This window comes from Candidatus Eisenbacteria bacterium (assembly GCA_026388185.1).
In the GTDB taxonomy this organism is placed as follows: domain Bacteria; phylum Eisenbacteria; class RBG-16-71-46; order JAFGJU01; family JAFGJU01; genus JAPLKG01.
In genome coordinates this window covers 21,967-36,612 of the sequence record JAPLKG010000010.1, presented here as the reverse complement: position 1 = coordinate 36,612, position 14,646 = coordinate 21,967, and the positions used below count along the sequence as shown (strand labels likewise).

Below are 14,646 nucleotides of genomic sequence, written 5' to 3'. Positions count from 1 at the left end.
AGAACCGCCACCTCACTATCCACAAGGACCTACCTCACAAACACCCCCAAGTCTCCTCGTCAGCGTCTCTCTGATGGCACCCCTCGGTCTTGTCGCTTCGGGGCGGCCTAGAATCGCAGGTGTCTGACTGTAAGTCCGTGGTTGATCAATTCCGTGAGCGAATCGATCCCGATGCGCAGGTGCATCTCAACGAACTGACTCGTCACTTTCTTGTCGCTTTCCGCAGTTTTCACGCCTTCCGGAACCATGGGCTGATCTGACACAAGCAGGAGAGCTCCGGTAGGAATCTGGTTGTAGAAGCCCGTGATAAAGATCGTAGCGGTTTCCATATCGATTCCCATGCAACGAATTTGCTGCAGGTATCGTTTGAAAGCGTCGTCGTGCTCCCACACGCGCCGGCTGGTCGAGTAAATAGTCCCCGTCCAGTAGTCCCGCTTGTGGTTACGAATGGTCGTAGAGATGGCTTTCTGCAAGTTGAATGAAGGAAGAGCAGGCACTTCCGGCGGGAAATAGTCGTTTGACGTGCCCTCGCCGCGGATCGCGGCGATGGGAAGAATCAGGTCACCCAGCTTGTTTTTCGGTTTCAACCCACCGCACTTACCCAGGAATAGGCAGGCCTTCGGCTTGATGCCGCTCAACAAGTCCATCACGGTGGCAGCGTTGGCGCTCCCCATACCAAAGTTGATGATGGTGATGCCCTTCGCCGTCGCGTTGGGCATGGGTCTGTCTTTGCCGCAAACGGGCACCTTGTGCTTCGCGGCAAACATCTTCACGTAGTTGCCGAAATTGACCAGCAGAATGTACTTCGCAAAGTCCTCCAACGGAACTCCCGTATAGCGCGGCAGCCAGTTTGTGACGATTTCTTCCTTCGTCTTCATGCCTTTTCTCCGTTCGTGGTATTACAGATTGGCGTGACTAATATGACATTGGCCTCCACCGCCTGAGTGACACCGGCGCCGACCGCATTCGGTAGCTCGAGGCTGCTCACGCGGCCTCGCTGTTCAACTCCATCCGCCAGAATCTCAGCTGCGGCGTCTCGCAGTCGAGCTTAACATGATCTCTCAGGAATGCGAACTCTTCCCTATTTCATCTCACAACTGGCTTGTCCCCGCTTCTTCAAGTACTGCTGGTGATATTCTTCCGCCGGGTAGAACTCCGTGGCAGGCACAATTTGAGTCACAATTTTGCCCCTAAGGGCTCCGGATTCTTCGAGCTTCTCCTTTGACGCGACGGCAGCGGCTTCCTGATTCTTGTCGTGGAAGAATATCGCCGACCTGTATTGCGAGCCGAAGTCCGGCCCCTGCTGATTCATAGTCGTCGGGTCGTGCATCTTCCAGAACACTTCCAGGAGTTTCTCGTAGGAGATCTTCGCCGGACTGAATTCTATCTCGACCGCCTCGGCATGACCGGTACTGTCAGAGCAGACGTCCTCGTAACTCGGATCCTGGAGTCTCCCTCCCGTATAACCCACTCTGGTTGATACGACTCCGGGGAGCGTCCGAAACGCCTCCTCCACACCCCAGAAACAACCCGCGGCGAACGTCGCCTTCTGAAGCCGGTCCGGGTTCGCCGGCATCGTGTTTTTCAACTTGTCGCCGGGCTTGCCTACCGTTTCCTGCACGGAAACACTGTGGCTTCTCACAAATTTCAAGGCGACGGAGTTTATGCAGTATCGCTTTCCACTCGGCGGCGGACCGTCATCGAAAACGTGGCCGAGGTGCGCGTCGCATCGGGCGCAGAGCACTTCTGTTCTAGTCATCCCAGCACCGTGATCGACCTTTGGCTTTATGTTGAGTTCGGAGACCGGTTCCCAGAAACTGGGCCAGCCCGTGCCCGATTCAAATTTCGTCTTTACGCCGAAAAGGTCCGTGGAGCAGCAGACGCACTGATATATTCCATTTTCCACGGGAATCTCGCACTTTGCGCCCGCCGGCGGCTCGGTGCCACGAAGACGTGTGATCCGATATTGCTCGGGAGTGAGTATTTTTCCCCACTCGTCGTTCGTCTTACGTACCTTCTCGACTTGCTCCACCTTGCCTGAACGGGCGTTGAAAATGGGTATTCTCTCAGTTTTCCGCGGCGAGTCCTTCATCTTCCCTCCCGGCAGTAGCGCAAGCGCAAACAGCGAAACGACAATGAGACCTATGAACAAGCGGCTTGCCTTCATTCTGAGAAAAGCAACTCCCCTTCCCCGTAGACAACTTGAGGATAGCTCACCATGTCAAATGGATCCCCACTCCAGCATACGAAGGACGCCCACTTCCCTTTGTCAAGAGTGCCGAGCATCTTGTCGATGCCGATGAGCTCGGCGTTCTTCCTCGACACCAGCTCGATCGCCTGCTGCTTGGAAAGTCCCGCCCGCGTGAACCAGCGAGTCTGAGGAAAGAGTTGTCTTGCCAGGCAGAACGGGTGGTCCGTCATCAGGCCGTACTCAACCCCGGACTTGACCAGATGGAGGACGTTTCGCCAACTGTCGTGCTTGAGCTCCACCTTGTAGGCGAAGCCATCGATGGGCCCATACATGACCGGGATCCCGCGCTTCTTGAGTTCCCTGAAGATCTCCGGCTGGTGCACGTCCCCGGCGTGCTCGACCGTGACTCTGAGTTTGAACTCGTCTGCAACACGCAACAGAGTTGCGATATCGTCGATCTTGTGCACGTGAGCGCGCAGTACGTGTTTGCCTGCCAAGATGTCTCTCAGCACGATCTCCGCGGCGGAGAAAGTGATTTCCTTCTTCTTCTCGCCGGTTGCGCTCTTGTGTTTCTCCATCTTCTGGCGCACATCGTCCAGTTTCGCGCGAAGGATGGCGAGAGCTCCCATGCGCGTGGAAGGACGCTCGCCCTTCCAGGACACGGTTGACATCGGGTTGTAGCCGAAGGCGGCCTTGACCCCGGCCCTACCGATCAGCGCGTCCGAGCTGTTCTTGGAATAGTGCCGAATGATTGCAGAAAGGCCTCCAATTATGTTGCCGCTGCCCGGCACGACGCAAGAATAGAGCACGCCCGCTTCAATCGCGTCGCGAAAGGACGTGTCGTCCATCTGGACGGAATCGAGCGCGTCAGGTACGGCCAGGATAGGCTGCATGTGCTCGTTCGTTTCTCCTTCCGATTCCGGCTCGCCGGACCTGTGCATGCCGATGTGACTGTGAGGGTCTATGAACGCGGGCGTTAGCACGTCAAACCTTCCCAGCAGCTTGCCCGTCTTTGTCTTGGAGATGCCCGCTAGGCGCGAGCCTTCGAACAGAAGATGTGCATCGCGCACAATCGAGGTACCAGTGTAGATAGTCTTCGCGTGGATACAGTTCATGATGCTCTCCTCAAGCTTGTTCCGGTGTCTGCTAGTCGCAGCGGGTTCTTGCCATTGCTACTATTTATTGTTGATTATCGCCAGTTCCGGCTAGTGCTTACCGACGCGTTCTAGTTCTTCAAATAGTAATCCACCGTCGCCACGACTCTCACGGTCTTCGCGAGCTGATTTCCTTCAAAGACTCCCGGCACCCTATCTCTTGGAAGAATCTCGAACACGCCCTGATTGGCCCTGCGAATCCCGCTCAGCCTACTGTGAGAATCCAGAGCAAACTGTTCCGCCCCTTTACGCGCATTGGCCGTGGCCTCGGCGATCATTTGCGGCTTGATGTCGTTCAGGCGAGTGAAAAGAAAAGTGGGTCCTTCCCCGAATTCCGCAACAACGCCGGCGTCCACCAATTCGCCGACCTTCTGGCTCGCGGCCTGAATGAGCTTGGGATTGTCGGAGCGGACCATGAGTGTCTGCCTGATGATGAATCGGCTGCCGGCGCGCTCGCTTCGATATGGGTCCGCAAGGACATCCGTCACGGCCAGCCGTTGCAGCTCCGTCTGTGACGAGTCTACGCCGTGACGCTTCAGAAATGCGATGATTTCACTCTTGCTCTTCTCGATCTTATCCTGCGCCCGGCCCAGGTCATCGTCGGCCGATACGAATTGGATTTGCCAGAACGCCTCGTCAGCCTGGACGTCGCGCTCAGACACGCCCTTCACTGTCACGAATCGTTCGACTGTGCGTGCCCCAAGAAATCCGTGACCGACGAACCATCCAGCAAGCGCCAATCCCAATGCCAAGATCAGAGAAGGCAACATGGAACCGTTCTTCATGCGAAACCTCCCAGGCAAGACCGCCTGAATGATACTACGTGTCGCTGTCGCTACTCAGCCCACACCGGCACGGCGGGTGAGACGCGACAAGAGTGACGGAACTTATCAATATTCTCTTCCTCCATCGTTAGAGCTTTATATGGAATCGATGAAGAAATCTGTGGACAATCGGAGCGAATAGAATACCGACGCTGAGGAGGAATACTATACCGGCAAAAAGCGCATAGAAGGAAGCAAAGAGTTTCGCTCCGGCTGTGTGCAACGCGTCGACCGGTCCCATGCCGCCCAAAATCATGGAAGCGTTGACGAGGGCGTCAATCCAAGGCAGTTGCGCAATAAAGTGATAGCCGAAAACACCGATGACTAGAGCGGCCGATACGATCCCGATAGCGACGGCGGCGTGCAGGACCATGCGGACAACGAATGCTGCTTGTGGTAGAAGTGGCTCGTGGCGATGCTCTAGCGCCAGTCTCGATTTCCTCTTGGAACGATCAATCTCTTTCCCAGTCAAGCGGCCTCCTCTCACCTGTCGATACCGTCCGATACCGCTCGTTGCGTGTCACGGCCACCAATCTTGCGCTAGCGCGTCCACCTGGCGATTCTCGTCCGGATTCTTGAAGAAGCCAAAGGATGTGAACATCATGACGGCCGCATCAAAAGCGTTGGGTCTGCAGAAGTGTCGCATGTCGTCTTGCCACTGTTTTGGTTCATTCATAGAAAGATCTCCCAACAAAAGCTTGAGTCGCCCGGCGAGGAGCCATCACTGAGTTCGCCCTACTCATACCTCAGCGCCTCGATCGGGTCGAGATGAGAAGCCTTCCAGGCGGGATAGAAACCGAAGCCGATCCCTACAAGCACTGCAAATGCGACGGCAAGGATAACCGATACCGGGGAAATGACGACGGGCCATCCTGCTCCGACAGAGATCGCGCGCGACCCCACTACCCCCATTGCAATCCCAATCGCGCCCCCAAGGCAACTGAGCACGACGGCTTCTATCAGAAACTGAAAAAGCACGTCTTGGGTTCTCGCACCCACGGCCAGCCTCACACCGATTTCCCGCGTCCTTTCAGTAACACTCACGAGCATGATGTTCATGATGCCGATGCCACCGACGACGAGAGAGATGGACGCGATGGCTGCGAGCAATATGCCGAGTGTCTTCGAAGTCTGGGTGGCCATGTCTGCAATCTCAGTCTGGCTGCGAATCGTGAAGTCGTCGTCCTCCGACTCTCTCAGTCTGTGTCTGGCCCTCAAGAGTCCTGCGATCTCATCTATGGCGAGGGGTATGGCGTCGGTCGACACGGCCGAAGCCATAACGTAACCCGTCCACCTGGCTCCGCTAAGTCGTTGCTGCAATGTAGAATACGGCAGGAAAATCTGGTCGTCCTGATCGCGTCCCATTGCATTTGGTCCCTTCGCTTGAAGGAGGCCCACGACCTTGAGCGGGAGTTTTCTGAAGCGAATTGTGTTGCCCACGGGATCTTCGTTCTCACCGAAAAGCTCTCGCGAGACCGTCGCCCCTATCAAGCAGACCTTGGTGGCATTGCGCTCGTCCGATTCGGTAAAGTAGTCTCCGCTCTCAACCGGCCACTCTCTAATCAAAAAGAAATCTGGTCCGACTCCCTGTGCGTCGGTGGCCCAATTCACGTTTCCCGCCACGGCCTGCCCGCCGGAGTGCGAAACCGGCGTGACATACATCACAGATGGACATTCGTCGAGGATTGCCGCGGCGTCTTCCACGGTGAGCCTGACCGAGGTACCTGCTCCGGAACTCACGCCACGCTGGGACGTCGCGCCCGGGAATATCAAGATAACGTTGGTGCCCATGCCTGCAATCTGCGACTCGACCACCGCCTTGGCTCCGTTGCCGACTGCGAGCATTGCAATCACTGCGCCCACGCCGATTATCACCCCGAGCATCGTGAGGAGCGAACGGAGCTTGTTGGCGCCGAGCGCGCTGTAGGCTATTCTCAGTGTATCAGCAGCGTCCATGTCTCTCGTCCAGATGAATCAGAGTTCCCTAATGTCCGCCCATGAACATACGGCCGCCACCGGGTCCTCCGGTCTGTGTTCTCTGGTTCAGTTTCGGGTTGGAATACCCGATGGCCACGGCGTCGCCTTCGGCAAGTCCCGGAGAGCTGACTTCGGTGAAGGAGCCGTCTGTAACGCCAATCGTGACCGTCACAGGTATCAGTTTTCCTTCCCCGGTGACCTTCCAGATGACTTTTGTGTTGTTCGTGACTGGGCCCTGCCGGGATCCCTTGCCCTGCACTTCAGGCGTGAGCCCCTGTTGCTGCCCCTGCTGTAGCCCGCCCCCTGAACCCGCTGGGGCGCTCCCCGGTGCACCACCCAGCCCGCCGCTCGCCGCGCTTCTTGACGCTCCACCTGACCCGACCTGAGCCACCCGTTCGCCCCTCTCGCCCGTTTGCCCCGTCCCGGGAGTCCCGGCCAAGGCCTTGCCCGCCAGTTTCTCGGGAGGCTTGAATCTGAAGGCAAGGTTGGGGACTCTGAGAACGTTATCTCTCTCATCCACTCGTACGGAGAGGGTCGCCGTCATACCGGGCATCAGCTTTTCGTCAGGATTAGAGACCGCGACGATTATCACGTAGTTCACAACGTCCTGGACTGTCACGGGCTCAAGCCTGACCTGGGAGACCACTCCCTCGAAAACCTCCTCCGGGTAGGCGTTCACCGTGAACGTAACGCGCTGCTCCGTCTTGATCATCCCAATGTCGGCTTCATCGATGTTGGCTTCGAGCTGCATTTGCTTGAGGTCGTTGGCTATCACAAAGAGAGTCGGAGCGGAGAGACTCGCCGCAACTGTCTGCCCCACGTCAACGTTCCTCGCCACCACGACTCCGTCAACGGGCGCCCTTATGCTCGCGTATTTCAGATTGATTCGCGCCCTGTCAAGCTGCGCCTCAGCAGACTCAAGGCTTGCCACGACGCTCTCATGATTCACGCCCGCCGTTTCGAGTTCCAGCTTGGAAACAAGGTCCTTTTGAGCCAGTGTCGTCGCCCGTTCCAGGTCGATCTCGGCCTGCCTGGCCTGAGCGCGTGCGCGCTGGACCGAGGCCTCGGCATCTCTCACCGAAGCGACGAGAAAAGTCGTGTCTATGAGCGCTATTAGCTGGCCCCTTCGGACCCGAGAATTGAAATCGGCGTGAAGCTCGGCGACAGTTCCGGAAATCTGCGAACCCACCTGGACGCTGTTGAGAGGATTCAAGGTGCCCGTTGCCGTGACGACGACTGTTATGTTTCCTCGTCCGACCGCGGCCGTCTTTACGTCCCCGTTGCTCTTGGCGGACCGGCGGTGAAGGACGAAGTAGACAGAAACGGCGGCCACGACTATCACAATAACCATGACAATCGATCTCGTGCGCTTACTCAAGAAAGCCCCCTTTTTGAGGTAACAAATAGCTGCAAGTGTTGGGAGGGAAGCACGTGCCGGGCGTGGCTCTCTCGCGGTGTGGATCTCTCAACCATAAGACACCAACATAAGCCGGCGGGTTCCAATGCCCCGTAGCGAGCCTATTAGGCCCAACTGCTACGGGACCTTGATCCAGACCAGCCTATGGATAGTCTTCGCTTCGTCTGAGGAAATCGTTCTGGACGGGCTTCCTGGCTTGATTCCTGAAAGGACAAGTCCCTTACCCTTTCGCCCTACCCTCCCTATGCGCCCGCCACCGTCGGCCAGCACTACGGCGCAAACATCGCCGCTCTTCCAGGGCGCCGATGGCGCGAATACGGCGACGTCTCCACGCTCAAGCCTCGGCGAGTTGGAGTCATCCCCTATTCTAACCGCATAGGCCTTGGGGTCCGTCACGTCAGCCGGAGTAAGAAAGCGCTTGAGCTCCGAAAATCCTCTCGTGCCTGGAACGCAAGAGTAGAGCGGCACGGAGACACCCGCGCTGGCGTCACGAATTTCACCGATGTCGTCCTTGAGGAGTGCATCCTTGAGCTGTTCCAGTTGCACAAGGAATTGCTCTTTGGACGAAAGCGCAGGTGCGCCAAATGAACCCGTAAGCTCGGCCGTAGACACATCAAGTGCCGCGGCGAGTCTCGCGAGGGCTTCCGCACCGGGCACGTGTCTGCCAGAAAGGTACCGACTAATGCTCGAAACCGCAAGTCCGGAACGTCCCGCCAACTTGGTAAGGTTCATCCCTCTCTGCTGCATCAGACTGCGCAGCCTAGCAGATATATTCATTTTCTCGTCTCCTCGCTGCAGTCGAGTAAGTCTAGCATAACGTTGCGCGAAGGCAAGATTTATCCTGACGTCTTCACTTTTCGCATTGACAAATCTTTGCACTTGTGCAATACTTGTTGTGCAACCGGCAGAGAGGACATTCCGTCTCTCGGCCAGCAGGTCAACTTAGCAACCGGTTCTTTGCAGGGGGCATCTGCCAAGGGCCGTTTGCATTCACGCCTCCGCTATCGCCCTTTCTGCAGGCAGCAGGAGGCCTGAAGTAGATCAATCTAAAACGAGGTCGTACCAGAAAATCACATTCTGACTTGTGGCGAAGCTCAGGGGAGAGGTCGGAAAGCCACCGAACTCTTGGCATCAGACAATTTTGTGCGCGGCAGCAGAATCAGTTGCGTCAGTTTGATGCCTCGAGTCGGTGGCACTGAGATCGGGGCACACAGCTCTCGGGCAAACGGTGGCGCTCGACATGCGTCTTGCGCCACGAGTTTCTCGTCGACTCGCTGCTGCCCGAGGCTGTGTCCCCGGAGCTGCCTCCGGACACTGACGCGCACAGGAACGTCAAGCGTCGTTGTAGCGGTGTGCCCTGCTGGGGGTTGACTGCAAGCGGGCCGTGGCGGCCCCTCGTCGGCCTTCGAGGTTGAGGAGCCGGGCTGAATGGGTTGCCCGGTGTCTGTGCGGGGCGCCGCGAGTCCACTTGAGAGGAGGTGAATCAGAATGAGAAATGCTGTGTTGCTGTGTGTGGCCCTGTTTGTGGCTACGTGGTCTCTGGGTGCGGCAGCGGCGCGTGGCTATGAAGAGGGCAGAATAGACGATATCGGATTTGCGATATCTCGCATTGACGATATCGGCTTCAGCTCCAGGGTGCCCGTGGCATCTAGCCAGAATGAGGGCAGGATAGACGATATCGGGTTTGCGAGACCTCGCATCGACGATATCGGCTTCGCCTCCAAGATCCCAGTGATCCGCGGCGCGAGAGCTTTCAACTGGGATCCTGTGGTCGCATTCCTGAAGCTCATTGCTCAGGGTGTCGCTTTCTGAGGAGGTCCAAGTGTATCGCGATTTTACCAGGGAAGGATTCATCGTGGATGCGGGCTACTGGGTCCCCTTCGATGAATGTCCGGTGCGTCGATAGAGGTCTTCGCTGATGGAGTCTGACGAACATCAGTAGCGTACAGGCCGGGGCACACGGGGTTCGGGCACAAGGTGGCGCTTGATCACGCCACGAGTCTCTCGCCGACTCGCTGCTGCCCGAGACTGTGTGCCCGGTGCTGTTTCGGGACGCCGACGCGGCGCATGTTGCGTTGTCGGTGCGTGCGACTGCGCTGAGCGGTTTGGCTATGGCGTGATTCACCCGGGGTCGAATGTTGGCCCTGCGGGCCGGCCTGCATTTCTAGGAGGGCGCATGTTGTGATGTGCGGGGTTAGAGAAAGGAGAGAGATGAGGAAGATGGGGCTGGTGTTCGTGGTGTCACCGTTAGTGGTGATGTCGATTGTGGCGTGTGCTTGTGCTGATTTCCGTGTCAATGAGTACGGCGATGGGATTTGGACGGCTCCTGATGGGGGATGGGTGGTTGGTACTAAGTTCAAGGCGTGGCGAGTGGGTACACTTGCTGATGTGCTGTCGAGGCTGCCGGCTGACGCAGAGGTTGCAAAAATGTATAGAGTGTTGGTCGCCGAGCCTGGTGAGTGGATGGGCTTCGCAATGAAGTTGGTCTCGGTGGATAAAGTTGTGTTCACGAAGAGCACGAAGATCGTGCTGATCGACAGGGATGGGAAGCGGTACGAAAGCGAGACGTGTCTGTTCACGCCTGACAGGGCACAGACTGAGGTGTATGACACGAGGAAGATGGCGGTAGTGGTGACGCGTAGGTCGGTTTGGTGTGGTGATGGGAAGGGGCACCCGTCTGGTGTGGCCAAGTTCGCTGAGGGTGATTTCCGGATGGAGGACATAGTTGAGTTCGAGGTGGTGGGGGCGATTGTGGAGGGGCAGGGAGAGACCAAGTGAGGGGAGGTGAACGATGATCCGCAGGTTGGCAGCCATCTTGATGTGCAGTGTGTTTCTCTGCGGTTTCGTGTCGCAAGGCAAGTGCGAAGCCAGGAAGCAAGGGAATGCGCTGCATGTTTGGTGGGCTCCTGACAGCTCGTGGGCGGTGGCTGGGTTCGGGCAGCTGAAGCCTGGGTTTGCTGAGAGGATGATGGAGAAGAAGCCTCCGGAGCTTGATGGGCTGAAGATGTATGAGATGGTGGTGAAAGAGCCCGGTCTGTACCTGGGGTTTCGAGTGGGTCTCAAGAGAGTTGAGAAGGTGGTGTTCACCAGGAGCACAAAGTTGGTGTTGACTGATAAGGAGGGGAAGCGGATCGAGAGTGAGGGGATCTTTTTCTACCCTGACTTAATGCAGACGAGCCTGTACGACGCGAGGAAGATGGTTGTGGTTGTGACGAAGTGTTCTGTGTGGTGTCACCCGAAGGATGGGAGCCCGTGTGGGTGGGTTAAGTTTGGTGCTGGTAGCATCGATGTCAGGAACATAGCTGGCTTTGAGGTGGTCGGGGCGGTGGTGGATACACTTGAGCGAGTGAAGAAGTGAGAGGAGGTGAGTTGCGTTGAAGATGTTTGTAGTGGTTCTTCTTCTGGTGTTGTTCGTGGCTGCGCCGGTTAAGGGGTTGTGTGACGTGCCTTTCTGTGATGTGGCGATGGAGACGATGAAGTTGTCGGACTGGATCGCATGCGCGGTGTTCGCGATCTTGATGGGTGATGCCGACGAGAGCAGTCCGGGTATCGTTGTGCATCTCTAGGCCGGCAGTCTTGCGCAAGCAAGTCTCTGGACCGGACCGAGAGAGAGCAGCTCGCTTGAGATGCCCTAGTCTATGGTTACGTTGACAGGCATGCTCTCCGGTCCAGAGGGTTACGTGCAGCTCCAGCCTACAAAGACCGAAGGGAAGGGGCATCTCGGCAGATGTGCCCCTTCCCTTTTCGCGAATACGTCCGAACCTACACCTTCTGATAGGACTTCCACTGCTTCTCAAGGTTCGAGTCAGTCAGTTTCTCCATTATGTAGTCGGTGAACTGAGTGCCGGTCGCACCATTCGAGCGGCCGGTCATCACCAATCTCTTCTCGCACTGCCCGCAGATATCGAGAGCCATCTCCAGGCGTTTGGCCTTCTCGGGGAAACCGATGTGAGAAAGAAGGAACGCCGCGGCCCTTATCATGCTGCACGGGTCTGCGTATTGTGCCCTGCCCTCTTGCACCATGCGAGGCGCAGAGCCGTGAATGGCCTCAAACATCGCGTACCGCTTTCCAATGTTGGCACTGCCGGCGGTGCCGACGCCGCCCTGAAACTCGGCAGCCTCGTCGGTGAGGATATCGCCGTAGAGATTCGGAAGCGCCAGAACCTTGAACTCGGTTCTGCGCTTCTTATCGACTAGCTTCGCAGTCATGATGTCGATGTACCAGTCGTCGCACTGAATTCCCGGATACTCTTTCGCGATTTCCTGGCCGATCTTCAGGAACTTGCCGTCGGTAGTCTTGATTACGTTGGCCTTAGTGACAATCGTGACCCTGTCGATTCCGTTTTTCTTCGCGTGCTCAAAAGCTGTGCGAATCAGTCTCTCGGTTCCCTGCGTCGTAGTCACGGTGAAGTCAATCGCCAGATCGGGAGTGATCTCTACTCCCTCGCTCCCCAGCGCGTAGGCGCCTTCCGTGTTCTCGCGGAAGAAAATCCAGTCAATACCTTCGCTCGGCACGCGCACCGGCCTCACGTTAGCGAAAAGATCCAGTTCCTTACGCACGGCAACGTTTGCGCTTTCAACGTTAGGCCAGGGGTCACCTTTTCTCGGAGTCGTGGTCGGGCCCTTCAAGGTCACGTGGCACTTCTTTATCTCCGCGAGCACGTCATCCGGAATGGCCTTCATGTGCTCCGCCCTGTTCTCGATTGTGAGACCCTCGATTGTTCTAAACTCGACCTTGCCGGATTTCAGCTCGTCCTTGAGCAAGAACTCCAGAACGCGCTCGGATTCCTTGGCGATGTAAGGCCCGATGCCATCTCCGCCGATAATCCCAACTATGATCGGCTTGAGCTTGGTATAATCGGTCCAGTCATCCCCCTTTTTTATCCTCTCCACTCTGGCAAGTTGACGCTCGAGTAGTTTGGCGAAGTGCTCTTTAGCTCTTTCGATTGCCTCGTTGGCCATAGTTCTCCTCCTCAAGCAAGGTGAGTGATGATTACCCTTCACGGGTGCTGCACGCGGACGAAACGCCGGGTCCCGGTCCGCCCTCCCCGTCGGCTGGCGCTATCTCTCGTTTTTCGCGGCATCGCTGGGGCGCAGCAAGCCACCCCGCGTTTTCCGCGACGTCGCACGTTGCATCAGTAGATACGCCCGAGTAGACAGACGAAGACCAAAACCAAACAAGTCTACTGTGTCTGGCCGTGCCTGTCAATCAGACTTCTGGAAGGCGCGATGCTACCGCATCACCAGTAGCTTGGACGTGGCCCGTTTGCCGTCGACCTCAACCCTGCAGAGATATACACCGGCAGGAACACGACGCATCTTCGTGTCCGTCGCGTCCCAGGGATACGTGTACGTACCGGCCGAGAATTCTCTTCTCATGAGGCGTTTCACAAGATGCCCGTTCACGTCAAAGATAGCAATCTCTGCCGTCGCCGTCTTCATTAGAGAAAACTTGATGTACGTCGCAGCCTGGAACGGATTGGGGAAGCACGAAGTGGCGCCCAAGGCTGAAGGCACTTCCCCCTCGACCGCGATGGTGTAGGCATCCACCGAGACCGTCACAGAGGAAGCGGCAGGGACATCTACCCCCACGTAGCAGATCACGACAGAATCTGACCTGACGGTCTGGATGAGACTGCCGTTCGTGACCGAATAGGAGGAACCGTCGTATTTCATGTAGAACCTGACCATCGCACGCTCAAATTCCTCGTTAAATCCGTTCACGATGGTGGCGCTGACGTGATCGTTCGTACCGTCGTTTGCGGGTGAAAATGAGATTCTCAGAGTGGCCCCGGTCGACCCCGCAGCGAACGTGGCCTTGGGGGTAATGGTGCTGCCGTTTACTCTCACGAATCTATAGGCTCGATTCCCGTCACAAGCGGATTTTGTTCCGATGTTGAGCGGCCAGCCCGTCAGCGAACCTCTGTCAGCGTGAGTGTGCCCGTAAAGGGCAAGGTCCACGCCGAGGGAGGAAAGGTTGAGCTGGCTCGAAAAATCCATGTGGTAGAAAAGCATCTGAAGCTGGCTGCCGGAGGCTTTGGCGAGGTCGGAGGAAAGCCAACTGAGCTGCTCGCTCGTGAAACTCTGGCTGCCGTAGATTGTGGGTCTCCAGTTATCATAGTTGATGTAGCCTTCCAGGCCGACGAAGTGGCACGTGCCGTAGTCGAAGGAGTAATCCTGCGTGTGCGACACACCCGTTGGAGGACTGTTGAGATAAGGCCATCCGAAGAATCTCCACCAGGTTCTTCTCGCTTCGCCGGCAGGCGGCGGCGTGGAGTCCCAACCTCCTACGTCGTGGTTGCCGGCCAAGACGTAGACGGGCACTTCCAGCTCCGTTAAGAGGCGCTGCGTGCGCGTGAAATAGCGGTAGTACTGATAATCTTCAAGCTCGCCTTCGTTTATTATGTCGCCGGTGTGCACCAGAAACACCGGATTTATCAAGTTCACGTCCTTTATGACTTCCCGCAAATCTACAACTTCGGAGGTGTCGGTCTCCCCCCCGGATTCGTAATAGTAAAGGTGTGTGGGCAGATGGGTGTCCGTCACCTGAATGAAATAGAAACTGCTGTCAAATGCATCGATCACGTTGACGGCCTTCCGCGTCGTGTCCAGAATTCCGCCAGAAGCCGTGACCGTGAGATCGTATAGCTCGAACGGGATATCGCTGGAAACAAGAGCCTTGATTGCCCAGCGCGAGAGCGAAGTCACATACTGGGCGCTCAGAATCTCCAGGGGGAAACTGAGCTGTCTAAAACCGAGAGATGCAGTCCAATCGGTTGTCGAACTGGAGGCCGCGCAGTCTATGTCCAGGGTGTCGCCACGAACAAGAATCGTCGGGACGGTTTGAATGGGTCTCATGATCACCGTCAGGGTATCCCCTGGCGGCGTGTAAGGGAGGGCGGACGCCGATGAGGCGATCAGCCCAGGAAGGCCAAACAAGAGCAGCAAGGCTGCAAGGAAGCACGTTATGGATGGAGTGGGCCTATGAAACATGTCGAAATCCTCCGCTGTTGCAAGACTTCTGGCGCTGACTCCTTCGCGGGGAGCAACTTGGGGGAGCAACCTACATTATATCACATAGTG

At 56.9% G+C, this 14,646-nt stretch carries 15 protein-coding genes; 4 read left to right on the top strand and 11 right to left on the bottom strand.

Annotated features, from left to right (window positions below):
• Positions 1-107 precede the first annotated feature (107 nt).
• The 9 genes from NTX17_05345 to NTX17_05305 form a co-directional block, all read right to left on the bottom strand.
• A complete protein-coding gene (locus NTX17_05345) occupies positions 108-878 on the bottom strand; it encodes an AMP nucleosidase (protein ID MCX5800796.1) in 771 nt (256 codons plus the stop codon).
• 203 nt (positions 879-1,081) lie between these two features.
• Positions 1,082-2,167, bottom strand: a complete 1,086-nt coding sequence (locus tag NTX17_05340; protein ID MCX5800795.1) for a bifunctional methionine sulfoxide reductase B/A protein — start codon at positions 2,165-2,167, stop codon at positions 1,082-1,084.
• Positions 2,164-3,306, bottom strand: coding sequence for an amidohydrolase family protein (locus NTX17_05335; protein MCX5800794.1), 1,143 nt, complete (start codon positions 3,304-3,306; stop codon positions 2,164-2,166). The genes NTX17_05340 and NTX17_05335 overlap by 4 nt, the downstream gene beginning before the upstream one ends.
• Positions 3,307-3,416: 110 nt before the next feature.
• Positions 3,417-4,130, bottom strand: a complete 714-nt coding sequence (locus NTX17_05330) for an SIMPL domain-containing protein (protein ID MCX5800793.1) — start codon at positions 4,128-4,130, stop codon at positions 3,417-3,419.
• Between the two features lie 127 nt (positions 4,131-4,257).
• Positions 4,258-4,641 (bottom strand): hypothetical protein, encoded by a 384-nt coding sequence (locus tag NTX17_05325; protein MCX5800792.1) that lies wholly within the window; start codon positions 4,639-4,641, stop codon positions 4,258-4,260.
• A 48-nt stretch (positions 4,642-4,689) separates the two neighbouring features.
• Positions 4,690-4,845, bottom strand: a complete 156-nt coding sequence (locus tag NTX17_05320) for a hypothetical protein (protein MCX5800791.1) — start codon at positions 4,843-4,845, stop codon at positions 4,690-4,692.
• Between the two features lie 59 nt (positions 4,846-4,904).
• Entirely contained in the window at positions 4,905-6,125 is a 1,221-nt protein-coding gene (locus NTX17_05315; protein ID MCX5800790.1) for an ABC transporter permease, read from the bottom strand.
• A gap of 28 nt (positions 6,126-6,153) precedes the next feature.
• Positions 6,154-7,524, bottom strand: coding sequence for an efflux RND transporter periplasmic adaptor subunit (locus tag NTX17_05310; protein MCX5800789.1), 1,371 nt, complete (start codon positions 7,522-7,524; stop codon positions 6,154-6,156).
• Positions 7,525-7,680: 156 nt separating this feature from the next.
• Complete coding sequence (locus tag NTX17_05305; GenBank protein ID MCX5800788.1) at positions 7,681-8,340, bottom strand: helix-turn-helix transcriptional regulator; 660 nt, start codon at positions 8,338-8,340, stop codon at positions 7,681-7,683.
• A 711-nt stretch (positions 8,341-9,051) separates the two neighbouring features.
• Here NTX17_05305 and NTX17_05300 point away from each other — a divergent pair.
• The 4 genes from NTX17_05300 (at position 9,052) to NTX17_05285 (ending at position 11,129) form a co-directional block, all read left to right on the top strand.
• Positions 9,052-9,375, top strand: coding sequence for a hypothetical protein (locus NTX17_05300; GenBank protein MCX5800787.1), 324 nt, complete (start codon positions 9,052-9,054; stop codon positions 9,373-9,375).
• Positions 9,376-9,747: 372 nt separating this feature from the next.
• Complete coding sequence (locus NTX17_05295; protein ID MCX5800786.1) at positions 9,748-10,341, top strand: hypothetical protein; 594 nt, start codon at positions 9,748-9,750, stop codon at positions 10,339-10,341.
• 13 nt (positions 10,342-10,354) lie between these two features.
• A complete protein-coding gene (locus NTX17_05290) occupies positions 10,355-10,921 on the top strand; it encodes a hypothetical protein (protein MCX5800785.1) in 567 nt (188 codons plus the stop codon).
• 16 nt (positions 10,922-10,937) lie between these two features.
• The gene (locus tag NTX17_05285) at positions 10,938-11,129 is read left to right on the top strand and encodes a hypothetical protein (protein MCX5800784.1); all 192 of its coding nucleotides are present in this window, start codon (positions 10,938-10,940) and stop codon (positions 11,127-11,129) included.
• A 196-nt stretch (positions 11,130-11,325) separates the two neighbouring features.
• Here NTX17_05285 and NTX17_05280 read toward each other — a convergent pair whose 3' ends face one another.
• Positions 11,326-12,525 carry an isocitrate/isopropylmalate family dehydrogenase gene (locus NTX17_05280; GenBank protein MCX5800783.1) on the bottom strand — a complete coding sequence of 400 codons (1,200 nt, stop codon included), beginning with the start codon at positions 12,523-12,525 and terminating at the stop codon, positions 11,326-11,328.
• A 270-nt stretch (positions 12,526-12,795) separates the two neighbouring features.
• Complete coding sequence (locus tag NTX17_05275) at positions 12,796-14,556, bottom strand: metallophosphoesterase (protein MCX5800782.1); 1,761 nt, start codon at positions 14,554-14,556, stop codon at positions 12,796-12,798.
• Between the last annotated feature and the right edge of the window lie 90 nt (positions 14,557-14,646).

Coding starts and splice junctions, on each gene's coding strand:
- NTX17_05345 (MCX5800796.1), bottom strand. CDS start 878: ATGAAGACGAAGGAAGAAATCGTCACAAACTGGCTGCCGCGCTATACG.
- NTX17_05340 (MCX5800795.1), bottom strand. CDS start 2,167: ATGAAGGCAAGCCGCTTGTTCATAGGTCTCATTGTCGTTTCGCTGTTT.
- NTX17_05335 (MCX5800794.1), bottom strand. CDS start 3,306: ATGAACTGTATCCACGCGAAGACTATCTACACTGGTACCTCGATTGTG.
- NTX17_05330 (MCX5800793.1), bottom strand. CDS start 4,130: ATGAAGAACGGTTCCATGTTGCCTTCTCTGATCTTGGCATTGGGATTG.
- NTX17_05320 (MCX5800791.1), bottom strand. CDS start 4,845: ATGAATGAACCAAAACAGTGGCAAGACGACATGCGACACTTCTGCAGA.
- NTX17_05315 (MCX5800790.1), bottom strand. CDS start 6,125: ATGGACGCTGCTGATACACTGAGAATAGCCTACAGCGCGCTCGGCGCC.
- NTX17_05305 (MCX5800788.1), bottom strand. CDS start 8,340: ATGAATATATCTGCTAGGCTGCGCAGTCTGATGCAGCAGAGAGGGATG.
- NTX17_05300 (MCX5800787.1), top strand. CDS start 9,052: ATGAGAAATGCTGTGTTGCTGTGTGTGGCCCTGTTTGTGGCTACGTGG.
- NTX17_05295 (MCX5800786.1), top strand. CDS start 9,748: ATGTGCGGGGTTAGAGAAAGGAGAGAGATGAGGAAGATGGGGCTGGTG.
- NTX17_05290 (MCX5800785.1), top strand. CDS start 10,355: ATGATCCGCAGGTTGGCAGCCATCTTGATGTGCAGTGTGTTTCTCTGC.
- NTX17_05280 (MCX5800783.1), bottom strand. CDS start 12,525: ATGGCCAACGAGGCAATCGAAAGAGCTAAAGAGCACTTCGCCAAACTA.
- NTX17_05275 (MCX5800782.1), bottom strand. CDS start 14,556: ATGTTTCATAGGCCCACTCCATCCATAACGTGCTTCCTTGCAGCCTTG.